Source organism: Microbacterium sp. SL75, from assembly GCF_026625865.1.
Lineage (GTDB): Bacteria > Actinomycetota > Actinomycetes > Actinomycetales > Microbacteriaceae > Microbacterium.
Genome location: NZ_CP113067.1, coordinates 1,610,164 through 1,632,897, shown reverse-complemented (window position 1 = coordinate 1,632,897; position 22,734 = coordinate 1,610,164). Strand labels below are relative to the sequence as shown.

The window sequence follows — 22,734 nt, the reverse complement described above, 5'->3', positions numbered from 1 at the left end:
ACCCGGGCCACCGACACGCACACCGCCCCGGCATCCGTCGGGGGACACCGGGGCGGGAATCGCTCCTGGGGAGGAACGACGGATCAGTGTGACGGCGGGGAGAACACCAGCTGGGAGGCGAGCAGTCCCTGCTCGCGGCTGACGATCTGGGCACGGCCGGGCGCCGCCCGCTCCGGCTTCACGCGGCCGATGAGCGCCCCCTCTTCCGGGTTGCCGCCGAGCAGGATGCCGGTGACGCCCAGGTCGGTGAAGCGCTGGATGATCGGATCGTACGCGGCACGGCTCGCCCCACCCGACCGCCGGGTCAGGATGACGTGCAGCCCCAGGTCGCCTGCCTGTGCCAGCAGCGGCTGCAGCACCGCGATCGGGTTGCCCTGACTGGTGGCGACCAGGTCGTAGTCGTCGATGAGGATGAAGCCCTCGGCGCCCTTCCACCAGCTGCGCTCGCGCAGCTGGGTCGGCGTGACGTCGGGCCCGGGGATGCGCGTCGCGAAGTACTGCGACAGGTCGTTCATGCCGCCCGTGGCCAGGTCGTGAGAGGTCAGGTACGCGCCGAGGTACTCGTCGGGGATCTCGCCGAGCAGAGCGCGCCGGTAGTCGACGACGAAGATCTTCGCCTCGGCCGGGGTGTACAGCCGCTGGATCTCTTTGGCCACACCGCGCAGGAACGACGACTTGCCCATCCCCGAGTCGCCGTAGACGAAGAGGTGCGGCTCCACGCGCGGGTCGATCCCGAAAGGCGACAGCTGCGCCTCCTCGATACCGAGGAGCATGCGACGATCCCCCGGTTCGGCGAGAGCGCGCACCTCGTCGAGCGAGATGTTCTCGGGCAGCAGGCGAAGCTTGGGACCCGGCTCCCCGTGCCAGGCGTTCGTGATCTTGCCGATCATGTCGGCGACGCCGTCCGCGATGGTCGAGGGGTCGTCCGACCCGTCGATGCGAGGGACCGAGGTGAGCATCTGCAGCTTCGACGTGGCGAGCCCGCGGCCCGGTTGCCCCACCGGCACGTTGGCCGCCTGCTTGCGGTCGACGTCGGAGTCCGTCGGATCTCCCAAGCGCAGCTCGAGGCGCGTCTGGATGAGGTCCTTCAGGTTGGCGCGGATCTCGAGCCACCGGTTCGCGGTGACGACGACGTGCACGCCGAAGCTCAGGCCGCGCGCGGCGATGGTCTGCACGCGCGCTTCGAGCGGTTCGAACTCCGACCGCAGCGTCGACCACCCGTCGATGATGAGGAAGACATCGCCGAAGCCGTCGTCGAGACGCCCCTCGCGCCGACGCGAGCGGTAGGTCTCGATCGAGTCGACCGCATTGCGGCGGAAGTATTGCTCGCGCGCATCGAGCACGGCCTCGACCTCGGCGATCGCACGGCGGACGGCCTCGGGCTCGGTGCGGGTGGCCACACCGGAGATGTGCGGGTGCTGCTGCATGGCGGTGAAGCCACCGCCGCCGAAGTCGAGCACGAAGAACTGGAACTCCTGCGGGGTTCCCGTCAGCGCCAGGGCCGAGACGAGCGTGCGCGCGAGGGTCGACTTGCCGCTCAGCGGCGAACCGACGATCGCGACGTGACCGGCCGCACCTCCGAGCGACACCGTGAGGTGGTCGCGGCGCTGCTCGAGCGGGATGTCGACGACACCGATCGGCACCGTGAGGGCGCCGGCGTCGCGCCAGCGTCGCGAGACGAGACCGAGGGCGGGGTCCTCCGCGAGGTCGGGCATGAGCTCGTCGAGCGGGGCGGGGTCCGCGAGCGGCGGGAGCCACACCTGGTGCGCCTCGGGACCGCGGTCCTTCATGCGGTCGACGGCGATCTGGAAGGTCGAACGCTTGTCGGTCGCCGGGGTCGCGATGGCTGCGGGGCTGGCATCCGTCGTCTCTTCGACCGGGTCGTCGTCGGGCTGGGCGAGAGCGGTAAAGACCTCGACGCGTGCGGGCCCCGTCGCCTCCGACTCGGGGTCGTCGACGTTCAGACGGGCGTTGCCCTTCGGCCGCCCCGAGACGTACGCCGCGCGGAACTGCACGAGGTTCTCGGTGTCGCTCTTGAGGAAGCCGACGCCGGGCTCCTGCGGCAGCGTGTACGCATCGGGCGTGCCGATGATCGTGCGCGATTCGGCGGCCGAGAAGGTGCGCAGACCGATCCGGTACGACAGGTACGTGTCGAGACCGCGCAGCTTGCCCTCTTCGAGACGCTGGGATGCCAGCAGCAGGTGGACGTGCAGAGATCGACCGACGCGACCGATGTTGAGGAAGCTGTCGACGAACTCGGGCTTGGCCGTCAGCAGCTCGGAGAACTCGTCGACGACGACGAGGAGGGCCGGAAGGGGAGCGAGGTCGGACCGACCGCCCAAACGCGCGGTCTCGTACTCGCCGACGTTCGCGAAGTTGCCCGCGGCGCGCAGCAGCTCCTGCCGCCGCACCACCTCGCCCTGCAGGGCGTCCTGGAAGCGGTCGACGAGAGCCAGCTCGCTGCCGAGGTTGGTGATGACCGCCGACACGTGCGGCATCTCAGCCATACCGGCGAAGGTCGCACCACCCTTGAAGTCGACGAGCACGAAGTTGAGCTGTTCGGGAGAGTGCGTCATGGCGAGGGCCAGCACGAGCGTGCGCAGCACCTCGGACTTTCCCGATCCGGTCGCGCCGACCATCACGCCGTGCGGGCCCATGCCCTGCGACGCGGACTCCTTCAGGTCGAGGACGAGGGGCGCGCCCGAGGGCTCCTGGCCGATCGGCACGCGCAGGCGGTCGCGCTCGAGACGGCGGGTCCACGCCTGGTCGAAGTTCACCGTCCGCACATCGGGCAGGCCGAGGAGCTCGGTGAGCTCCAGCTGACCCTGCGTGGTCGGCGCATCGACGACGACCATGGGCGCCGGCCGCAGCGGCATGAGCCGTCGGGCGGTGGCCTCGGCCTCGGCGACGGTCATGGCATCCGGGATGAAGGTCTGGGCCCGACCCGCTCCGTCGATGAACTCGGCGGGAACAGAGACGGGCTTCTTCTCGGTGCGGCGGCCTCGCGCGACCACGGGTGCTTCGGCGAGCGCGACACGGGCAACGTGGGGGTCGTCGAGTTCGTCCCAACGCGTGGGGAGGTCGATCACGGTGACACCCTGCGCACCCTCGAGCCCGACGAGCGGGCTGTTCGTGGGGGTCTCGACGCCGTCGACGATCAGCACCACGTGCGGTGTCACCCCGCCACCGGGCGTGAATCGCGGACGTGTGGAGAGCTGCGGCGGCAGCATGTCGACGAGTTCGTCGAGGGATGCCGAGATCATGCGCGCGGGCCCGAGCCGGTCCTGCACGCGCGACGACATCGCGTGCGGGAGCCACTTCGCCCAGTCCCACGCGGGCATCTGCGCGGGACCGGCGAGGATCGCGATGATGACGTCCTCGGGGTCGTGCAGAGTGGCCGCGGAGGCCACGAGCGAGCGAGCGAGGCTGCGGACGGCGTCTTCGTCGGAGCCCACGAGCTCGATGCGCGAGTAGTCGCCGAGGGGGAAGCCCAGCGGCAGGTCGCGCTGCATCTCGTGCGTAAGCATGAAGCGGTGCGCGGCCGAAGCGGCGACCGGGTCGAGCTGGGCCAGCGGCGGGAGCTCGGGCGCCTCGAGCGTGAGGCTGAGCGGCTGGTCGGTCACCCCGATACGGGCGAGGAGGAACGTCTCGTCGCCGGGCTGGCGCTCCCAGACGCGCGAGCGCTCTTCGGCGATGAAGGGCAGCGCGGCCGGAGCCGGCATGATCCACCCACCGTGACGGCGCTGCTTGCGGGCGGCGACACGCACGGTGTCACGCAGGTCGGAGAGGTAGGCGAGGTACTCGCGCCGGTTGCCGAGCACCTGCGCATTGCGCTGGGCGCGCTGACGCCACCCGTTCACCGCGACGAAGCCGAGCGACGACAGCAGGAACATGCCGCCGATGAGAAAGCCCGTCGGCCCGCTGTTCGAGATGGTCACCATCACGATGGCGCCCACGCTGCCGAGCATCGGCAGGAGGGAGGTCAGGATGCCGCTGCCGCCCTCGTTCGGGACGAGCTCGGGCGGCGGCTGGAGCACGATCCGCCCGTTGGGCAGGGACGGCGGGGCGATGCGCGGACCCGTGCTCACACCGGACCTCCGATCAGACGACTCAGGGTGAAGACGCGTTCGCTGAGGCGCACGCGGGTGCCCTCCTCGAGCAGGGTGCGCGAACCGGGGCGGAGAACGTGGACGGTGCCGTCGTCGTCGATCAGCTCGGATCCGTTGGTGGACCCCGCGTCGGTGACCCACGCCGTCTCGCCGTCGTGCTCGAGGCGCAGGTGCGTTTTCGAGATGAGGCGGTCGGGATCGTCGACCGAGATGAGCACGTCGTTCGGCTGATCGGCCACGGGGGCGCGACCGAAGTTCACGGCCGCAGGCAGGTCGAACTGCTCGCGCTGCCCCGTGTCGAAGACGACGAGCAGTTGCGCACGGCCGACACCCGGGGTTCGCGCCGGAGCACTCGGCGTCGGGGCGGCGGGCTCGGGGGTGATGGTCGCGGGCCGCTCACCCGCGACGCTGGGCGCCTCGATCGCGACGATGGGGGCGTCCCAGGCCGGCGCGAGAGGCAGGGCCGCCGCCGAGGCGTCCATCCGCAGGGGCTCGCGGGAAGCGCCGGTGCGTTGCACCGTCGGCTCCGACAGGGCGCGGGGCTCATCGGCATCCGGAGCCTGTCTTCCGCGGGGAACGGACAGCAGAACGGTTCCCGCGGCACGATCGGCCCAGGAACGCCGACGGCCCGATCTGTCGAACGCCGCCGAGGCCACGACGACCCAGGCGCCGGCCAGCAGCACGAAGCCGCCGAGCACCACGAGAAGGCCGCGGACGAAGGCCCGCCCGGCGCCCGGGACGACGGGCTCCTCGACGCGCGCGGTGCGCAGACCGAAGAGCAGGGCGCCGGGGGTGAGGCCGCGTCGCGCCTGCAGGATCCACAGGCCGAGTAACGCCTCGGCGGCGACCGCCGCGCCCAACACGGGAGATGCCAGGAGGGATGCCACGACCGAGACGATGACCACGAGGGCCGCGTCGACGCTGAAGGCTCCGATGCGCACCCCCACCGTCGCGGGCGCGCCGAATGGCGTCAGCTGCGTCATGTCGCCATCATCGCACGCGCGATCTCCACCGCTCCGGCGGCGAGCATGCCCGCCGGAAGAGACAGGGCCGTGGCCAGCGCCTCGAAGATGTCGCCGGTGCGAGACCAGCCGAGAGAACGCAGGCCGCGACCCACCGGGACGACCAACAGGGAAGACCCGAGACCGACCAGCAGAAGGATGCCGGCGAAGACGACGAGCATGTCGGAGGACACCCTCGGCAACAACGCCATCAGCACGGCGACCACCACGGCGGCAGCCCCCAGACGTTCCACCCAGCGCAGGAACGGCACGGTGCTGCGACGCGAGCTGAGCAAGAGAGCGAGGACGACCGTGGCGGCGAGCCCGATGCGCCCGCCGAGCACGACCGGGTTGTCGGTGTCGAAGGTCGGCAGCGCGGTGAAGGCACTGGCAGCCCCGGCGGCGATCAGGAGCACCACGCCGATCGTGAGGCGGGCCGTGGAGCGCTCGACCAGCGCGTCGGCGTCGTCGGCTTCGATCGTGCGCACCTCGTCGGGGAGGTTCTGCCGCACCGTCCACCGCGTGCTTTGGAAGCGGCCGTAGTCGATGAAGGTACCCGGGGCCACGTCGACGAGGCTCGACTGCAGCACGCGTTGCGCGACCGGCACGAGGCCGAGAGTCACGGCCGCCGGCGCCGATGGATCGAGGTGCATCAGCAGCGAGAGGGCCCACACGGCGGCGAGCACCGCGAGGACGATCGTCGCGGTACGGCTCTGCGCGCGCAGCGTCTCGGTGGCCCCGAGCACGCCGATGACTCCGGCGACGACGGCGGCGGCGAGCAGCCCCGTGAAGACCGCGACGAGGGGGGCGGCGGCAGGAAGGCCCGGGACGACGGCGACCCCGCCGCCGAACGCCAACGCGATGACGCCCACGACGGGGGCGAGGATCGCCGTTCGCGAGCGAGCGCGCAGGGCGAAGACGGCGCCCGCGACGAGAGCCGCGAGAAGGGCCAGCATCGCAACGGGCACGCGCACCGAGGGGGACAGACCGTCACCGCCGACCAGACGAAGCAGGGCCAGGATGCCGCCTCCCGCCGCGAGCACCCACCATACGGCCGAGACACGCCTGGCGTTCGGCGCCGCGGCGGCGCGAGCGACGGCGTCGGGCAACGAGGCGCCGGGGTCGACGAGGACGAGGATGACGCCGTCGTCGAGCGAGGTCATCACGGTCGCCCGGTCGATCTCGCGGCCGGAGATGCCCACCACGCGAGTGCCGTGCGCGGTGTCGGAACCGGCGGCGCGCAGCACGTCGTCGACGCGGGCTCGCAACGGAACCACCAGATCGAAGCGGGAATCACCGTCGATCAACGCGACGCGTCGCCCCTGCATCACTTCCGCGCTCAACGGTCCCCCTCGTTCTCGCGCCCTCCGGCCCACGGGCCGCAACCGCACCAGCGTATCCGTCTCGCGCGGGCCCGTGTTGCCCTTTCCGCGGTTCACCGGGGATAAAGATGAGAGTTTTGTCATCTTTCAAATTGCGCAAGAGGCTTGAACCGGGGGGCCGGTTTACGTATGTTCGAAGTCCGGTGGGGGGCTCCGGTTCCTCCGCCGACGCCGTGTGCGGGTCCTCTATTCCCGTGCGCGTAACCGATCCGCAACGCCCGGGCGCGCCCGGAGGAACATCGAGGAGACACAGTGGCAGATCTCATCGCAGCCCAGGAGGGTGCGCTTCGTCGAGGGGCCGAAGCGGTCAACACCGCCAAGTCGGGCATCGACGAGCAGGTGCGCAAGGTTCGCACCGAACTCGACCAGGTGGCCGGCTTCTGGACCGGCGCAGCCGCCGGTTCGTACACGCAGCTCATGCAGCGTTGGAACGAAGAGACCACCAAGCTCAACAACGTGCTCGTCACGCTCGAGGACGCCCTCCGCGGCACCGAGCGCGACCAGGCCGCGTCGGAAGAGTCGCACCAGCAGACCATCGGCAACCTGGGCTCCCTGCTCGGCTGACCCCGCTCGACACGAAAGAAGGAACTCTCATGCAGTCCATGTCCGTTCGTCCCGAGCAGGTCATCGCGCTCTCGGGTCAGATCCGCAACGGTGCCTCCGGCATCCGCACCCGCCTCGACGAGCTCGAGTCGCAGGTCAACGCCCTCCGCTCCTCGTGGGATGGTGACGCCCAGACCGCGTACGACCAGGCCCAGGCCCAGTGGACCCAGTCCATCACGCGTCTGAACGAACTCCTGCAGCAGATCGCCGGCAAGACCGACGAGATCGCTCAGGGCTACACCTCGACCGACAAGTCCGCCGCCGGCCGCTTCGTCTGAGTCGTCTCGAGCCGGCGGTCGCTGAGGCGGCCGCCGGCTCTTGCGGCCCGTGAGGGCCGCCGCAAGTTTTCCGCGCGGCAACATCGTCGCGTGCTCGCCGCACGCGCGTGAAGAAATGAGTGAAGTATGGGCTCCGTCATTCGGCTCGACAGCGAGTTCGTTCGCGCGAACGTGAGCAAAGTCGTTCAAACAAGCGACGAGCTCCCCGCAGCGACCATCATCAGCGTCGTCGACGGCAATGGAACCGAGCCTGCGGCCTCCCAGTTCACGCAGCTTCTCCGCACCCGTGCCGAGACACTCGGTGCACGTGTCGAAGAGGTGAGGCAATACATCGCGCAGAACGCAGCTGCCCTCTCGCAGGCCGTTCAGACGTTGGAGGAGCGGGACGAGATGAATGCGAGCGACGCGCAACAGGTCACGGCGATCATCGACGCGGCATCGACGGCACCTCCGGCGGGCGTCTCGCCGGGTGCCTCTGCCGGGGGGCAGGCCGGCGTGCGCGGCGCCCTTGGCCTACAGTGAAGCGGCATCCGCTCCGAACGTTCGGAGCAGTTCTCCTCGTCGCCGGGTTCATATCTCTGAGCGCGGCGACCCCGGCTTCGGCGGCGACGACCTCAGGGACGACCGGCCTCGACTTCTGGTGGGACAAGTACGGCGTTGATGCCGCGCATTCGGAGGGCATCACCGGCCGCGGCGTGAAGGTGGCCGTGCTGGAAGAGCAGATCAACCCGTCCCTTCCGGTGTTTGAAGGGCAGAATTTGCGCATCTCGGACAAGCCGGTATGCAAGGACCACCCTTCGATGACGTCTACCAACCCCGACAAGGGCACACGTCACGGCACGACAATGACAGCTTTGCTCATCGGCAACGGCACAGGATCCGGGGGAGTTCGCGGGATCGCTCCCGACGCTGAGGTCACTTTCTATGGGTACGGCCCGGACGATCGCCCGTGCTACCCAGATTCAGCGACCGAGACGGATATGACCGCGTGGGGCTATGGCGTCAAGCTCGCGGTCGATGACGGCGCGAAGATCGTTTACACGGCGGTAGGCATGGAGCGGCACGAAGCGGACGCACCTGCCATCGCGTACGCCATCGCCCGGGGAGTGGCACTTGTTTCTGCGACGGCCAATCCCAGCGCCGCTGACTTGCTCGGCGCACCGATCACCGATGGCGGAGACTCGCTGAATGGGGTCGTCGCCGTATCTGCGATCGGACCGGACGGAGCCTTACAGACCAGCGCGGACGGATCACCCTGGATCATTCCACAAACGACCGTGGTCGCCGGGGGCGACCGGTTCCCAGAGATCGGTACCGAATCCGGGTGGGACGGATCAGCGACGGCCACCGGGTCGTCGAATGCATCTCCCATAGTCGCAGGCATGCTTGCGCTCGCGGCTCAGAAGTTTCCGGAGAGCACGGGAAATCAACTGATCCAGGCGATGCTCGCGACGACGAACGGCGAACGACACGAGCCCTCTCGGACGGAAGACGGTTTCGGCTACGGAGCGGCGTGGCTCCCTACCCTGCTCGCCGTCGACCCGACGACGTTCCCCGATGAGACACCTCTCATGAATAAGAGCGCAGGGTTTCCGACAGCCGATCAGATCGCGGCAGCTAAGACGAACGGATATGTGGCTCCGGATCGAGGCCGAAGCTTCGACCAATACGCCGATGACAGCCCGACCAGCGGTTTCGATTTCTCATCCCTCGTGATGTGGGCCGTCATCGGGATCGTGGCCCTTGTCCTCATCGCGGCGGTCATCACCGTGCTCATCATCGTCACTCAACGCCGTAAGGCGAGAAAGGGGACATCGCCGTGACCGGTACCTGGGAACAGCGTTTGACGAACTTCGCCGAGGGAGGCCAGCCGTGGGACGTTCCCACGCGAGGCTCACTCGTCAACGGCTTGAACGCATTGCGGGAGGTTCTGAACCGCGTCGCAAGCGACCCCGGCATCACAGGAGAGGCCGGATCTGCCGCTCGGGCGAGATTCAGTGCCGCTGCGAGACAGATCGCTCAGCAAGTCACCTACGTCGAGGACGAGCTCGCTCAGCGGCTTGATCAAGCCAACGACGTTCGATCACGCGCGCGAGATGCGCTCGACACACTCCCCTCCGGCTCGCTCTCCGGGGGTCAGGAAGCTGCGGTCCGTGGCGCTGCTACCGGCGCGACTCTCATGCTGGGACCGATCTCCTTCCTCGCGGGAGAGGGGGCCGTCGGGCTGATCAACGGCTATCTGTCCGATCAACGGGAGGCCGCCGCGCGCTCCGCTATGGAGGGTTTCTCCGACGAGATGGATGCCGTCCAGGTCAGCGACCCCCCACCACTCAACTTCACCTTCTCCGAAACTGACACCGTCGAGCCAACCGGAGGCGGTACCGGTGGGGGCGGGGGTGGAGGCGGCGGACGCTCCGGTGGACGCAGTTTCGAGCAGTACCCCGACTGGGACACGTCCCCCGTCGCGACCCCCGGTGGCAACGACAATGGCAACTCGCAGCCCGAGTACAACGCGATGCCACTGCCGGGGGTCATCGGGCCACGACCTGACGGTCCGATCCACGGCAACACCCCCATCATCGACCTCGACACCATCAAGCCCGAGCCGACTCCGGACGGCTCGATCATCGGCACCCCGAATCTGCCCGGGGTCATTCCCTCGGCACCTGGAAGCGGTTCGCTCGGCGGTTCCGGCGGCGCGGGAGCGGGCATCGGCTCGGGTCTCGGTGCGGGCCTGATCGCCGGCGGTGGCGGCGCGGCCGCACTCGGCAGCATCGCGCGTGGCGCGGGCGCTCCCGGCGGCAGCCTGTTCAGCGGTGCGGGCGGCACGGCAGCATCCGGCGCAGCCGGGCGATCGGGCGGCCTGCTCGGCAAGACCGCCGCAGCCGGCTCCGGCCTCGGAACCCGCGGCGTCGGCGGAATGGGCGGTGCCGCCGGCGGCGGCGCACCCGCGGCATCGACGGCCAAGGGTGCCGGTATGCGCGCTGGCGGCACGGCTGGCGGCGGCGCGGCTGGCGGCGGAGCCGCCGGAGGCGGAGCCCGCGGCGCAGGATCCGGTGCCGGCAGCCGCGGCGTCGGCGGAATGGGCGGACCTGGCTCGCGCTCCGACCGTCGCGACGAGGCATCTCGTGGGCTCGGCGGTCCCATCGCGCCCCGCATGGAGGACGATGAAGAGATCGGCCCCCGGTCCGAGAACGCCCAGGCCGGCGGACGCGACGAGTGATCACGTCTTTCGACACACTGAACGGTTCCGACAGGAGAACACGACATGTCTGACCGCATTTCCGCGGAAGAGGGAGCCCTTGCCCGGGGCTCCGAGGTGGTGAACGGCGCGCACGCCGACATCGCCGACAGCACCAGGCGGGTGCTCGCGGAACTCGACGAGCTGCGCGGCAACTGGTCGGGCGACGCGGCGAGCTCGTACGGCGTCCTCGTCGAGGAGTGGACGGCGGGCGCGCGGAAGCTGAACGACGTGCTCATCACCCTCAGTGCCGCGCTGCAGGCCACGGCCCGCGACCAGGAAGCCGTCGAAGAGGAGCACCGGACGACCATCCACGGTCTCGGAACGATGCTGGGAGGCCAGTCGTGAGCGACTTCCGTGTCACGCCCGAATCGCTGCACGCTGCGGCTGCCCGACTCCGCTCCGAGAGTGCGCGTATCGACGCGACCCTGGGCGGCCTCGACAGCGAGGTCGCTCGCCTGCGGGGACAGTGGGAGGGCGCCGCGCAGGCGGCCTACAACAACGCGCAGCAGCAGTGGAGCGCCACGCTCGAGCAGATGCGCGACGTGCTCCAACGCATCTCGAACGCCACCGACTCGATCGCGGACGACTACGTCTCCGCTGATCGTGCGTCGGCGGCGCGTTTCCACTGACATCCGACCCCTGACCCACCGATAGGATTTCGGGGTCTGACCGCAGGGGGCTTCGGTCCGGAAAGAGGGGGCCGCAGATGGCTGACGTCATGAATGCGACACGAGCGCTGCTGCGGCTGTCGGTGCAGAGCGAGGGACGCAGGCTCGACATTGCGATTCCGGCGCAGGTGCCGGTGATCGAGTTCCTCCCGGGCTTCGCCCGGTCCCTCGGCGTGCTCGATCCGTCGATGACCTCGGCGGGGTACGCGCTCCAGCGCTCGGACGGCACCAGCGTCGACCCGTCTCGCGGGGCCGCGGCGCAGGGCATCGTCGACGGCGAAGTGCTGACCCTCGTGCGCGGAGGTCTCGTCGCCCAACCGCGCGTCTACGACGACATCGTCGAGGCCGTCATCGACGCCACCAGCCAGCAGAACCGTCCCTGGACCACCCGCGACAACGCGCGCACAGCCCTCGCGGTCAGCCTCGCGCTGCTCGGCGTGTGCGCCGTCCTCCTGCTCGCGGCCGGTCGCGCCCTCCCCTTCGGCGCTCTCGTCGCGGGCGGCGGAGCCGTCGTGCTGCTCGTCGTCTCGGCGGTCGTCTCACGACTCGGCCAGCGCGAGGCAGGTCAGGGCCTGGGGATGGCGGCATCCCTCTTCGCCGCCGTCGCCGGCTTCATCGCGATGCCCGCCTCCCTCGACATGTGGGGATTGCCGATGGCCGCCGCCGGCGGCGGAGCCTTCGTCATCGCGGGTGTCTCGCTCGCCCTCACCCGGGAGCGGGCCGAGCTGCAGCTCGCGCCCCTCGTTGCCGGCGGAGCGTTGGGCGTCACCGGAACCCTCGCCGCCTTCTTTCCCGCCCCCACCGTCTGGACCCTGATGGTCGGCGTCGTCGCCACGCTCGCGGGGGCGCTGCCCTGGCTGGCCATCGGCACCACGCGTCTTCGCGTGGTGTCGCCCCAGAGCGACGCCGAGATGTTCGCCGACCCGCAGCCGATCGACGCCGACGACGTGGCCGCCCGCGTGGCACAGGGCAAGCGCGTCCTGATGGGACTGCGCCTGGCCCTGGCCGCCGCCATCCTGGTGGCGACTCCTCTCGTCGCCGCGCAGAACGCCACCGGCGCTCTCGTGTGCGCCCTGGCGTTCGCGGGCATGATGTTCCCCTCGCGCCAGACCTTCGCCCGCTCCGGCGTGCTCACCGTCATGGCCACCGGCATCATCGGTCTCGTCGTGGCCGGGGTCGTGGCCTCGCTCGCCCAGCCGGGTCTGCGTGTGGGCATCCTCGTCGTCCTGGCCATCGCCACCGTCTGCGTCGTCACCGTCACGTTGCTCGCCCCCAAGACGCGCCTGCGGCTGATCCGCCTCGCCGACACCGCCGAGCTGCTCGTCCTGGCAGCGCTCCTGCCCCTCGCGGTCATCTCGTCCGGTCTGGCCTGACGCATGGCCACCAAGGGCGACCTGATCGAGGCGCAGAACTTCTCGCGCCGCCGCCTGCTCACCGCATTCGTCAGCGGCGCCCCCGGCGGTAAAGAGCTGCAGCCGAGCTCGCCGTTGCGCGCGGTCATCGCCGCGATCGCCCTCACCGTGATCGTGGTGCTCGTCGGCGTCTTCTACGGGCTCATCCGCCCCGGCCTGCCGACCGGCTGGGAGAACGGCAAGCTCGTCCTCGTGTCCGACACCGGTGCCCGCTTCGTCACCGTCGACGGCGTGCTGCACCCCGTGATCAACACGGCCAGCGCCCGCCTGCTGCTCCCGGCGAACGAGTACGGCGTGATCTCCACTGACTCGTCGACACTCGACGGCACCCCCGTCGGTGACACCCTCGGCATCACCGGGGCTCCCGACGAATTGCCTCCGGTGTCGGGGCTGATCAACACCGGCTGGAGCGCCTGCGTCTCCGACGACGCCGGTCTCGACGTGCGCATCTCCTCGGCCGCGGGCCCGACCCCCGCCACCGACCGCGCGGTCGTCGTATCGGTCGACGGCATCCTGCACGTGGTGCAGGGCGGCCGGAGCTTTGCGGTCTCGAGCGAGGTGGCGGACGCCGTGCTCCGCGCCGCCGGGATCTCGTCCCTCTCCCCCGTGACCGTGCCGGCGTCGTGGCTCGACCTGTTCACGGCCGGTACGGCGCTCACCCCGATCACGCTGCAGAACTACGGCCAGCCCGTCGCGAACACCTCACTGCGCGTCGGCCAGGTCATCCGACAGGCCGGCGCCGCAGAAGACGAGCGTTTCCTCGTGCAGACCGGCGGCGTGCTCGAATCGCTCTCGCCCCTCGCCTGGCAGCTGTACCAGTTGGGCAGCGGCGAAGCCCTCAAGGGCAAGGTGACCGAGGTGACCGCGGACGAGATCCGCAGCCTCCCCACCGCGACGCAGGGCCTCGGCGACGAGTGGCCCCGAGTCGGATTCGAGACCGTCCCCTCGGGTCAGCGTCCCTGCGCCGTGCTCACCGCCGGCGAGGGCCAGGCCACGACGACTCTGGCCACGCAACCGACCTCGACCGCCGTCACCACCGGCATCCGGGTCGATCCCAGCCACGGGGCTCTCGTGCGCGCCGGCGGACGAGGCGCCGACAACACGAGCATCCTGACACTGGTGGATGCCACGGGCACGGCGTTCCCCCTCCCGGGTGCGACCGACGACACCATCGCGCGCCTGGGCTACTCGACGAACGACGTCGGCTCGATCCCCGATGGGTGGACCGCTCTCCTGCGCACCGGCCCCTCGCTGAGCGAGAGCGCGGCGCAGCAGACGCCGGAGACGAAGTGACCCTGCGCTCCCGCGCCGCTCGCCTCGCAGCCCTCGCTGCCGCGGCGGGGGTGGTGCTGATCGGCATCCCGTCGCCGGCATCCGCCGTCGGTCCCTCGACCGGCGTGCGGACGGCGACGACGCAGAGCCAGTGCACCGCCTCGACGCGTATCCCCGACGCGCCCACCGCGCTCACGTCGCTGCAGAGCTCGTCGGCGTGGCCCCTCACCCGCGGGGCGGGCGTGACCGTCGCCGTCGTCGATTCGGGCGTCGCGGTCAACCCGCACCTCGACGCGTCGGTGCTTCCGGGCGTCAACCTCGTCCCCGACGGCACCGACGCCTCCGGACGCACCGACAACTACGCGCACGGCACCGTGATCGCCGGTCAGATCGCCGCCCAGCTGATCTCCGGTTCAGGAGTCGAGGGACTGGCACCCGACGCGAAGATCCTGCCCGTGCGGGTCTACGCCGGCATCGAGAAACAGCTCGTCGAGGCGGGGTTCGGCCCGAACACCGCGCGGATGGCCGACGGCATCCGCTACGCCGCCGATCAGGGCGCGCAGATCATCAACGTCTCGATCAGCACGAGCGAGAAGAACGCGGCCCTCGCGGATGCCGTGGCCTACGCGCAGCAACGCGGCAGCCTGGTCGTCGCGAGCGCCGGCAACCGCTCGAACAACGACTCCCCCGAGCAGGACGACAAGGACGGCGCGCGTTACCCCGCGGGCTTCTCCGGCGTCATCGGGGTCGCCGCCGTCGGGTCGGGCGGTGTCGTCACGAAGGCGAGCATCCACGGCCCCCACGTGAGCCTCTCCGCTCCCGGTCAGGCGGTCGCCTCGTCATGGCCCCTGGGCGGCGATTGCGTCGTCGGGGCCGACGAACCCGCGACGAGCTGGGCCACGGCCTACGTATCGGCCGCCGCGGCGCTCGTGGCGTCCGCGCACCCCACCGAGACCCCCGCCCAGTGGGCGTACCGGCTCGAGGCGACCGCCGTCCGCGCGCAGCCCGACACGCGCTCCAACATCTCCGGATGGGGCGTCGTGCAGCCCTACGACGCGATCGTGATGGTTCCGGGGACGGGCCTGCGGGGTCCGAAGAGCCCCTTCGTCGCCGCCAGCCCCTCCGCCTCCCCCACCGCGACCCCCGAGGCGGTCTCGGTGGTCATCGGACCGGGACCGGATGCCGCGGCCATCACGACCGCGACGGGCATCGGCGTGGCCGGACTCGTCGCACTCGGCGCGATCGGTGCTCTCGCGATCTACGTCAGTCGCCGTCGCGAGGAGGCGGCTCCCCGCCGCGCCGCCCCCACGGGCCGCGGGCTCTACGGGCCCGAAGAGCAGGAATAGCTCAGCGGCGGCAGGAGCCCACCGGCCGCGAGCCCCATCGGCACGATCCGTGAATCGGTCGCCGTCGAATTCAGACGGTCGCCGGCCGCAGCTCGACACGCGCGTCTCCGAGACGGAAGCGCGAGGTCGCGATCGCGGAGGCACCTCCCGGAACGCGCTCGGTGCGCCCGTCGTCGTGGATGAGGGTCACCCCGTTCGTCGAGTCGAGGTCGGTGATGCTCCAGCCCGTGACCGTCCACTCGAGTCGTGCGTGCTGCTTCGACATCGTCCGGGTGTCGTCGGCGACGGCGATGTATTGCACCGTGTCTTCGCCGTTCCCCGGCTTGCGCCCCAGAATCACCGTGCGACTGGTCAGCGCGACGCGGCTGCCGTCGGGCAGGGCGAGGGTCCACTCGCCGCGGCGGCGCGAGCGCGGACGGGCCGTCTGCGTCAGCTCGTCGAGGGGAGCCGCCGCCGCATCGCCGTCGGTCTGAGGGGCGGCCGTGGCGTCCGTGGTCTCGGCCACACGGTCGAAGCCGGTGTCATCGGGCGAGGGCGCCGCAGACGCGTCGGAGGAAGCCTGCTGCGCGGGCGCAGCGGTCGGAACGGGCGACGAGGTCGCGGCGGGAGCGGCCTCTGCCGGTGCGGGAGCCGTGGGCGCCTGCACGCCGGGGGCGGCTGCGGAAACCGGCTGAGCCGCAGCCGGAGACGCCGAAGCAGGTGCCGACGCAGACGGGGGAGCCGCGACCCCCGCCGCCCCCGTGTCGAGGGCCGCGGCAGCGATCGGTGTCGCCGGTGCGCGGGTCAGCGCCGGCTCGGACCCCCGTTCGACGCGGGCGTGTGCGCCGCGCCCGCCGGGACGACGCCCGGATCGGCGTCCTCCGCAGCCGTCGACCGGCGTCGCGAGGGGTGGAGGGACGTGCGCTCGAGGTCCTCGTCGATGTCGACCGGCCCGGGCAGCACGGGCACCGCGACCGGCTCGACCACGGCGGCGGTCGAGCGGCGCCGACCGGCGGTCGCGACCTCGGCCGCGCTCGTCCCGGGAATGGTGGTGATCGGGCCGGATGCCGTCTCACTCAGAACGATCGGACGTTCGTCGGCGGTGTCGCCGGCAGGCGCGGCATCCGTTCGAGGACGCGCCGAGAGGATCGTGGCCCACACGGGCGGGAAGATCACGGCGAGAGCGGTCGTGCCCGCTCCGCGCCCCGCGGCCTGCCCGATGCGGTGGGCGGCGGTCGCCTTGAGGACGAGACCGTAGATGTTGACGCCGGGAACCACGAGGAGGACGGCGCGGACGGGGTCGAGGCGACCGAGGCGGAAGATCTCGGCCTCGTTGAGCAGCGGGATCCAGGCGCGCCAGGGCTCTCCCCCGTGCGCGGCGAAGACGCGCGACAGTCCGATGGCGTACCAGACGTACAGCGCGATCACCGGCACGAGAATCGCGCCCGCGATCGCGGCGATAAGGCTCAGAACAAGCATGCGTCCCCCGTCGGCAGTCTGCTTCGACGCTACCGTGCGGTGCGGCGCCCCGTCAGCCGATTTCACGCGTCAGCGCGCTCGGGGGAACGACCGACGCCGCGTCGATGTCCACGCGCCGCGCGCAGCAGCGCGTGCACCGCACGTACCGCAGGAGTCCCTCGCTCGTCCGGTGCGTCGACTCCGTGAGCCAGGCGTGCTCGTGGAGGGATGCCGGGGCAATTACCGGGAGGGTGCGCGAGGAGGTCATGACCCCAGCGTGATGTAATGCCGTTATGCATCTCAACCCTTACGGCGAGTACGCGGTCCTGCTCGCCGCCTCGCTCGCGAACGACTGGCCCGCCGATCGCGACGGGATCGAGCGCCGCACGATCGAGATGGGGATGACGATGACGTTCCCCGTGGCATCCGACGATCACGAGCGCACCCGGGCCGTCATCGACGACTGGCTGCACGTCGTCGACGAGACCGATCCCGACGCGCGGGCGGCCCTGCTCAACGCCCAGATGGCAGCCGTCGCCGCCTACCCGCGCCTCACCGATCACGACGGCGAGGGGTGGCACCTGCACTATCGCGACAGCGACGAAGCCCTGCCCCGCGTGCTCGCCGCCGTGATCTCGGTCGGCACCTCGCTGCACCTGGTCACGCGCGGCATGAACCGCCTCTCCCGCTGCGCGGCCGATCCCTGCACGAACGTCGTCGTCGACGTCACCCGCAACGGTCGTCAGCGCTATTGCTCGGTGCGCTGCGCCAACCGCGCCGCCGTGCGGCGACACCGCTCGCGCGAGGCGTCGTAGCAAACTCCCTCGGGTATTCCGCGGGGATGGCGGAACACCCGCACGCGCACGTACGTTGCTGTCGTTACCGACGACAGGAGACCCCATGGCCGACGAACTGACCGTGACCCGCAACGACGACGCCCGCCGCTACGAGATCCACGTGGGCGACGAGCTCGGCGGCTTCCTCGAGTTCCGCGCGATCGACGACGACCGCACCGTGCTCCCCCACACCGAGATCGACCCGTCGTTCAAGGGCCGCGGCCTCGGCTCGGCCCTCGCCTGCGAAGCGCTGTCCGACCTCGCCCGACGCGGCGGCAGCGTCATCCCCTCGTGCCCCTTCGTGGCGCACTACCTGCGCGAGCACGACGTGGCCGGCCTGGTGGTCGAATGGCCGAACGACGACGACGCCGCCGACTCGGCGGCACCCGGCGAACCCGCGTGACCCGGCTCGACGTCGCTCCCCCCGAGACCGAGGGACCTGTCGACTGCGACGGCCCACGCGCCCTCGTGGTGGCGGCGCGAGAGGTGCCGCTGGGCGGCGTGCGCGGCATGGAGGTGCACCGCACCCTCCCCCACCGCGCGCTGCCCATGGTCGGCGCGTGGTGCTTCCTCGACCGCTTCGGCCCGCAGGACACCCTCATGCGCGTCGAACCGCACCCGCACATCGGCCTGCAGACGGTGACGTGGCCGATCGTCGGCGAGGTGAGACATCGGGATGCCGTGGGCAGCGACGTCGTCGTGCGCCCCGGGGCCCTCAACCTCATGACCAGCGGCGCCGGCATCGCGCACTCCGAGTACTCGGTGGGCGAGGGGCCGATCCCGCTCGACGCCCTGCAGCTCTGGGTGGCGCTTCCCGAGTCCCGTCGTCACGGCGAGCCCGCGTTCGAGCGCCACGAAGACCTCCCCGTGCTCGATCTCGGCGAGGGCGCCGACGCGGTCGTCGTGATGGGCGAGCTCGGCGGGACCACTTCGCCCGCGACCGTACACACCCCCCTCGTCGGCGCCGAACTACGCCTGCCTGCGGGAGTCGCGGTGCGCCGCCTCGACTGGGAGTACGCGGTCTACGGCATGACGGGAACCGTCGAGGCGGTGACGGGAATGGATGCCGTCGACGCCGACGCGGCGAGACGCCCGGGCTCTGCGCCGGAGGCGGGACCCACGGCATCCATCGACCACACCCGACTGGTCTACCTCGGAAAGGGCCGCGACCACCTCGAGCTGCGCAGCGAAGACGATGCGCGCGTGTTCCTGCTCGGTGGGGAGCCGTTCGAGGCCGACATCGTCATGTGGTGGAACTTCGTGGGCCGATCGCACGACGAGATCGTCGCAGCTCGCGAAGCCTGGGAAGCGGGTACGGCTCGCTTCGGGCCCGTGATCGACCACGGGCCCGAGCGCATCCCGGCCCCGCCGCTGCCGGCGGTGAAGCTCACACCGCGTCGGCGCCGCAGCTGATCCGAACGACACCGCGGCGCCCGAGCCGAAGCCCGGGCGCAGCCGCGTCGATCGATGGCTACCGCAACACGATGAACGCGCTGCTCGCGCGTGACGACTCCACCGTCGCGCTGCCGCCGTAGACCGCCTTCACGAGCTTGACCCCGCGCGTCTGCGGGTCGAGGGCGATGGTCGCCTTCCCGTCCTGCAGGGTCGCGACGTAGTCCTTGCCCGCCACGGTGACGGTCACATCGCCTTGGGGTGCGGGACCGCTGAGCGACCGCACCTTGACGGTCAGCGTGTACGCGTCGCCGGTGCGACCGACCCAGGGGTCGATGGTGACCGTCGTGAACGACCCGACGACGACCGGCACCCCGGCGCTGTCGGCGGTCGCCGTCAGTCCGTTGGCGGGCGAGGTCGCCGTGACCCGTACGGTGAGCACGCGGCCCAGGTCGGCGCGCTGCACGCGGTACGACGCCGACGTGGCGCCGTTCACGGGCTCGCCGTCGCGCAGCCACTGGTACGTCGTGGTGACGTCGGCCGGGTTCCACGTGCCGGGGGTGGCCGTGAGGGTGCGTCCGAGCTTCGCCGTGCCCGAGATCGTCGGGGCATCGACGATCGCCGGAGCGGCTTCGCCCGAGTCGACGGTCAGCACCGTCTGCACGTCGGAGTCGCCGTACCGCACGAGGCCGAGGTAGCGGGTCTGCGCCGCGAGTCCCTGCCACGACAGGTCGTACGACACCGCCGCGCCCTGCTCGACGGGGAGCGGGTTCGGCGTCGCCGTCAGCTGCCCCTCTCCGCCGGAGGTGACGTTCGCGTAGGTCATGTCCCACGTGAACGGTCCCGTGGACGAGTACAGGTTGGCCTCGATGAGGTACGTCCCCGCAGTGGGGTTCGGCAGCGTCACCCGCTCGTCGGCCGAGGCCGTCGCCGAGGTGAAGCGCTCGTAGTACCGCAGGTCGTCGGGGCTCACCACGCGCGAGACGAACAGATCCAGGTCGCTCCCGGTGTCGTCCGACGAGTCGAGGTCGAAGCGCGAGAGAGTCGTCCCCTCGGGCACGTCGACGGTCCACCGCACATAGCCGTCGGCGTCACCGGAATCCTGGTTTCCGGTGTGACCCTCGACGGGATTGCCCGGGTCGGTCAGCAGCGTCTGAGCCGCGAGGCCCGATACCGTCAGCGGCAGCTCTCCGCCGACGCCCGGGAGGATCTCGACCTTCGTCGAGCCGGACAGGCCCGTACCCGAGACCTCGGCCGGAGCCTCGGCGGTCGCGGGGCGGATGACGATCGGCGAGCGCACCTGCGTGCCGTCGCCGGCCCAGGTGAGGAAGCCGCTCGTCCACTGCTCGGCCGCGGCATCCGTGCGCGAGAACGTCACGGTGAACGTCTTCTGCTCCCCGGCCGCACCGAACTCGAGCGTCGACGGCTCGACCGTGGCATCCACCCCGGGCACGTCGACGGATGCCGAGAACGTGCCGGCCTTCGTCGAGGTGACCGTGCGCGTGACGGTCTGCGGCTTCGCGAGCGAACCGATCGAGATCGACGCGAGGTTGAGGTCGCTGCCGTCGATCGGGGCGACGCCGAAGTCCTCGAGGCCCTTGCCCTGCAGGAACGCCGCCCAGTCGGCCGGACCGTTGAGGTACAGCAGGCCGGGATCGAAATACTTCGTCGGGTCCACGTGCCCCGCGCCCTGCGCGAAGGGGTCCTGCGCGGGAGCGCCCTCGGCGTCGACGGTGTCGTACGCGGTGGTCATCATCGCGGACTTCACCTCGGCCGGCGTCGCGAGCGGACGCTCGCCCAGGTACAGCGCGCCGAGACCGGCGACGTGCGGCGACGACATCGACGTCCCCGAGAGGAACTCGAACGTCGGGGTGGCGCCGGGGGCGTTCGCTGCGGCGGCGAGGATCGCGACACCGGGAGCCGACACGTCGGGCTTCAGGATGTCGCTGCCGTCGGCGAGCATGGGACCGCGGCTCGAGAAGCCCGCGACCTGCGGCGTCGGCGTCTCGACACCCGTGACGTTCTCGCCCACGAGGGTCGCGGTGGCATCCGCCGTGCCGCGCACGTAGGCGAGCAGCGCGTCGCGGTAGCGCGCATCGATGTGCACGGTGGGCACCGAATGGAAGTCGTTGTCCACCGAGGCGGGGGTTACGTTGACGAGGATCATGCCCACACCGCCGGCGTCCTTGACGGCCTGCGACTTCTCGACACGCGCGTTCTGACCGCGGTCGCACACGACGATCTTGCCCGCGGCCTTCGCGGGGTCGAGCGATCCGATCAGGCACAGCGCAGCGCCCGCGGGATCGGCTCCGGATGCCGCGATGTCACCCGCGTAGACCACGGGGGCCGTCACGTCCTGACCTTCGCGGACCGACACCGTGGCACCGGCGGCCTGGAAACCGTCGGCCAGTTTCACGGTTCCCTCGTAGGTGGGGATCGTCGAGGCTGCGACCGTCGTGTACCAGGGCGAGGCGTGGTCGGCGGTCGAGGCGCCGGGACCGGAGTTACCCGCCGAGACTGAGACGAAGACGCCCGCCGCGGCGGCGTTGAAGAACGCCTGGTCCTCGAGCGAGAGGGTCGTGGTGGCGGCGCCACCGCCGATCGAGTAGTTGATGACGTCGACGCCGTCGGAGACCGCGGCGTTGATCGCGCCGAGCAGGTCGCTCAGGGCGCAGACGTCGTCGGTGGTGACGAGGGGGTCGGGCCCCGCCCAGCACGCCTTGTACGCGGCGACCTTGGCGGCCGGAGCGACCCCGGAGATGGCGCCGAAGTCGACGCCCTCCACGCTGGCGTCGACACCGTTGTTGCCCGCCGCGGTGCTCGCGGTGTGGGAGCCGTGCGCGTCGCCGTCGCGCGGCGAGCGGTAGTCGGCCTCGAAGGTGAACCCGGTGGCCGCGGCACCCTGGTCGAAGTAGCGCGCGCCGACCAGCTTGGTCGAGTAGTCGGAGAGCGACCAGCCGTTGCCCTCCGCCACGCGCGGCGAGCGGAAGTCGGTGCCGTCGCCCTTGCGGAACACCACGTCGTTGCCGTCGAGGTAGGGCTGGGAACCGGCGGCGGTGCCGAGCGGCTCGCCCGCGAACGCCGGGTTCTCAGGGGCGATGCCGGTGTCGACCACGCCGACGACGACGCCTTCGCCCGCGGAGCCGATGCCGCCGATCTGGTTCCAGACGCCGTTGTCGCCCTCGAGGCCGAGGAACTCGGTGGACGGGACCGCGACCGGGTGGCGGATCTCGTCGGGGACGACCTTCTGCACGCCCTTGGTCGCGGCGAGCTTGGCCGCCTGGTTCGGGTTCATGCTCGCGCTGAAGCCGTTGACGGCGATCGTGTAGGAGTTGTCGGGGCGGACGCCCGCCTCGTCGGCGACGTTCTGCTGGCGCTCCTCGAGGAAGGCGGAGTATTCGCGCACCTGCGGGGAATCGGTATCGAGCCGCGCCTCGTCGGACTTGGTGGCGTCGAGACCCGGCTCGCCGCCGTCGTAGGTGGCGACGGGGGCCTCGTCGAGCACGACGATGTACCGGCCGGTGGCCGATTCGATGGGTGTGGGGGGCGTCACCCCCTCGCCCACTTCGGCAGCCTGAACGGCTGTGGCTCCGGCAACGGTGAACAGTCCGGCCAGGGAAATGGCCGCGACCGAACGCAGGGTTCGACCCATCGTGCGCTCCAAACGGGGGGATGAATTGAGCGATCTGCGCGGCAACGGTGGCGCGCGTTGCACAAACATAACTCAGAGCGCTTTCATCACCAACGTTCAGTT

Annotated in this window: 20 protein-coding genes; 13 read left to right on the top strand and 7 right to left on the bottom strand. The window is 70.8% G+C overall.

Annotation, left to right across the window (positions count from 1 at the left end):
• Positions 1-83: 83 nt before the first annotated feature.
• From eccCa to OVA17_RS07565, 3 genes are read right to left on the bottom strand one after another with little or no spacing between them, the layout of a single operon-like run.
• The gene (gene eccCa / locus OVA17_RS07575) at positions 84-4,088 is read right to left on the bottom strand and encodes a type VII secretion protein EccCa (RefSeq protein WP_267789271.1); all 4,005 of its coding nucleotides are present in this window, start codon (positions 4,086-4,088) and stop codon (positions 84-86) included.
• Complete coding sequence (locus tag OVA17_RS07570) at positions 4,085-5,092, bottom strand: RDD family protein (RefSeq protein ID WP_267789270.1); 1,008 nt, start codon at positions 5,090-5,092, stop codon at positions 4,085-4,087. Before OVA17_RS07570 ends, eccCa begins: the two co-directional genes overlap by 4 nt.
• A complete protein-coding gene (locus OVA17_RS07565) occupies positions 5,089-6,453 on the bottom strand; it encodes a hypothetical protein (RefSeq protein ID WP_267789269.1) in 1,365 nt (454 codons plus the stop codon). Before OVA17_RS07565 ends, OVA17_RS07570 begins: the two co-directional genes overlap by 4 nt.
• A 291-nt stretch (positions 6,454-6,744) precedes the next feature.
• On the opposite strand from OVA17_RS07565, the gene OVA17_RS07560 reads away from it, so the two are divergent.
• The 10 genes from OVA17_RS07560 to OVA17_RS07515 all read left to right on the top strand — a co-directional run bounded on the left by OVA17_RS07560 (position 6,745) and on the right by OVA17_RS07515 (position 15,315).
• Positions 6,745-7,056 (top strand): WXG100 family type VII secretion target, encoded by a 312-nt coding sequence (locus tag OVA17_RS07560; protein WP_055831852.1) that lies wholly within the window; start codon positions 6,745-6,747, stop codon positions 7,054-7,056.
• A 29-nt stretch (positions 7,057-7,085) separates the two neighbouring features.
• Complete coding sequence (locus OVA17_RS07555; RefSeq protein ID WP_246078051.1) at positions 7,086-7,373, top strand: WXG100 family type VII secretion target; 288 nt, start codon at positions 7,086-7,088, stop codon at positions 7,371-7,373.
• Positions 7,374-7,499: 126 nt separating this feature from the next.
• The gene (locus tag OVA17_RS07550) at positions 7,500-7,895 is read left to right on the top strand and encodes a hypothetical protein (RefSeq protein WP_267789255.1); all 396 of its coding nucleotides are present in this window, start codon (positions 7,500-7,502) and stop codon (positions 7,893-7,895) included.
• On the top strand, positions 7,892-9,196 hold the full coding sequence (locus OVA17_RS07545; RefSeq protein WP_267789253.1) for a S8 family peptidase: 1,305 nt from the start codon (positions 7,892-7,894) through the stop codon (positions 9,194-9,196). The genes OVA17_RS07550 and OVA17_RS07545 overlap by 4 nt, the downstream gene beginning before the upstream one ends.
• A 356-nt stretch (positions 9,197-9,552) precedes the next feature.
• Positions 9,553-10,596: a hypothetical protein gene (locus OVA17_RS07540; protein ID WP_267789251.1), complete on the top strand. Its 1,044-nt coding sequence runs from the start codon at positions 9,553-9,555 to the stop codon at positions 10,594-10,596.
• A 45-nt stretch (positions 10,597-10,641) separates the two neighbouring features.
• Positions 10,642-10,962 carry a WXG100 family type VII secretion target gene (locus tag OVA17_RS07535; RefSeq protein ID WP_056225868.1) on the top strand — a complete coding sequence of 107 codons (321 nt, stop codon included), beginning with the start codon at positions 10,642-10,644 and terminating at the stop codon, positions 10,960-10,962.
• Positions 10,959-11,246, top strand: coding sequence for a WXG100 family type VII secretion target (locus OVA17_RS07530; protein WP_103206899.1), 288 nt, complete (start codon positions 10,959-10,961; stop codon positions 11,244-11,246). Before OVA17_RS07535 ends, OVA17_RS07530 begins: the two co-directional genes overlap by 4 nt.
• A 77-nt stretch (positions 11,247-11,323) precedes the next feature.
• On the top strand, positions 11,324-12,658 hold the full coding sequence (gene eccD / locus OVA17_RS07525) for a type VII secretion integral membrane protein EccD (RefSeq protein ID WP_267789250.1): 1,335 nt from the start codon (positions 11,324-11,326) through the stop codon (positions 12,656-12,658).
• Positions 12,659-12,661: 3 nt separating this feature from the next.
• Complete coding sequence (gene eccB, locus OVA17_RS07520; protein ID WP_267789248.1) at positions 12,662-13,990, top strand: type VII secretion protein EccB; 1,329 nt, start codon at positions 12,662-12,664, stop codon at positions 13,988-13,990.
• A complete protein-coding gene (locus OVA17_RS07515; RefSeq protein ID WP_267789246.1) occupies positions 13,987-15,315 on the top strand; it encodes a S8 family serine peptidase in 1,329 nt (442 codons plus the stop codon). The genes eccB and OVA17_RS07515 overlap by 4 nt, the downstream gene beginning before the upstream one ends.
• A gap of 70 nt (positions 15,316-15,385) precedes the next feature.
• On the opposite strand, the gene OVA17_RS07510 is transcribed toward OVA17_RS07515, so the two are convergent.
• The 3 genes from OVA17_RS07510 to OVA17_RS07500 all read right to left on the bottom strand — a co-directional run bounded on the left by OVA17_RS07510 (position 15,386) and on the right by OVA17_RS07500 (position 17,020).
• Positions 15,386-15,961 (bottom strand): FHA domain-containing protein, encoded by a 576-nt coding sequence (locus tag OVA17_RS07510; RefSeq protein WP_267789244.1) that lies wholly within the window; start codon positions 15,959-15,961, stop codon positions 15,386-15,388.
• Positions 15,962-16,098: 137 nt separating this feature from the next.
• Positions 16,099-16,773 (bottom strand): DUF5684 domain-containing protein, encoded by a 675-nt coding sequence (locus tag OVA17_RS07505; protein ID WP_267789242.1) that lies wholly within the window; start codon positions 16,771-16,773, stop codon positions 16,099-16,101.
• Positions 16,774-16,825: 52 nt separating this feature from the next.
• A complete protein-coding gene (locus OVA17_RS07500; protein WP_210072464.1) occupies positions 16,826-17,020 on the bottom strand; it encodes a hypothetical protein in 195 nt (64 codons plus the stop codon).
• 25 nt (positions 17,021-17,045) lie between these two features.
• On the opposite strand from OVA17_RS07500, the gene OVA17_RS07495 reads away from it, so the two are divergent.
• The 3 genes from OVA17_RS07495 to OVA17_RS07485 all read left to right on the top strand — a co-directional run bounded on the left by OVA17_RS07495 (position 17,046) and on the right by OVA17_RS07485 (position 19,001).
• Positions 17,046-17,567, top strand: coding sequence for a CGNR zinc finger domain-containing protein (locus OVA17_RS07495; RefSeq protein WP_267789240.1), 522 nt, complete (start codon positions 17,046-17,048; stop codon positions 17,565-17,567).
• A gap of 85 nt (positions 17,568-17,652) precedes the next feature.
• Entirely contained in the window at positions 17,653-17,991 is a 339-nt protein-coding gene (locus OVA17_RS07490; RefSeq protein WP_267789238.1) for a GNAT family N-acetyltransferase, read from the top strand.
• The gene (locus OVA17_RS07485; RefSeq protein ID WP_267789237.1) at positions 17,988-19,001 is read left to right on the top strand and encodes a pirin family protein; all 1,014 of its coding nucleotides are present in this window, start codon (positions 17,988-17,990) and stop codon (positions 18,999-19,001) included. The genes OVA17_RS07490 and OVA17_RS07485 overlap by 4 nt, the downstream gene beginning before the upstream one ends.
• A gap of 58 nt (positions 19,002-19,059) precedes the next feature.
• On the opposite strand, the gene OVA17_RS07480 is transcribed toward OVA17_RS07485, so the two are convergent.
• Positions 19,060-22,632, bottom strand: a complete 3,573-nt coding sequence (locus tag OVA17_RS07480) for a S8 family serine peptidase (protein ID WP_267789236.1) — start codon at positions 22,630-22,632, stop codon at positions 19,060-19,062.
• Between the last annotated feature and the right edge of the window lie 102 nt (positions 22,633-22,734).

Coding starts and splice junctions, on each gene's coding strand:
- OVA17_RS07570 (WP_267789270.1), bottom strand. CDS start 5,092: ATGACGCAGCTGACGCCATTCGGCGCGCCCGCGACGGTGGGGGTGCGC.
- OVA17_RS07555 (WP_246078051.1), top strand. CDS start 7,086: ATGCAGTCCATGTCCGTTCGTCCCGAGCAGGTCATCGCGCTCTCGGGT.
- OVA17_RS07550 (WP_267789255.1), top strand. CDS start 7,500: ATGGGCTCCGTCATTCGGCTCGACAGCGAGTTCGTTCGCGCGAACGTG.
- OVA17_RS07540 (WP_267789251.1), top strand. CDS start 9,553: ATGCTGGGACCGATCTCCTTCCTCGCGGGAGAGGGGGCCGTCGGGCTG.
- OVA17_RS07535 (WP_056225868.1), top strand. CDS start 10,642: ATGTCTGACCGCATTTCCGCGGAAGAGGGAGCCCTTGCCCGGGGCTCC.
- eccD (WP_267789250.1), top strand. CDS start 11,324: ATGGCTGACGTCATGAATGCGACACGAGCGCTGCTGCGGCTGTCGGTG.
- eccB (WP_267789248.1), top strand. CDS start 12,662: ATGGCCACCAAGGGCGACCTGATCGAGGCGCAGAACTTCTCGCGCCGC.
- OVA17_RS07505 (WP_267789242.1), bottom strand. CDS start 16,773: ATGCTTGTTCTGAGCCTTATCGCCGCGATCGCGGGCGCGATTCTCGTG.
- OVA17_RS07500 (WP_210072464.1), bottom strand. CDS start 17,020: ATGACCTCCTCGCGCACCCTCCCGGTAATTGCCCCGGCATCCCTCCAC.
- OVA17_RS07495 (WP_267789240.1), top strand. CDS start 17,046: ATGCATCTCAACCCTTACGGCGAGTACGCGGTCCTGCTCGCCGCCTCG.
- OVA17_RS07490 (WP_267789238.1), top strand. CDS start 17,653: ATGGCCGACGAACTGACCGTGACCCGCAACGACGACGCCCGCCGCTAC.
- OVA17_RS07480 (WP_267789236.1), bottom strand. CDS start 22,632: ATGGGTCGAACCCTGCGTTCGGTCGCGGCCATTTCCCTGGCCGGACTG.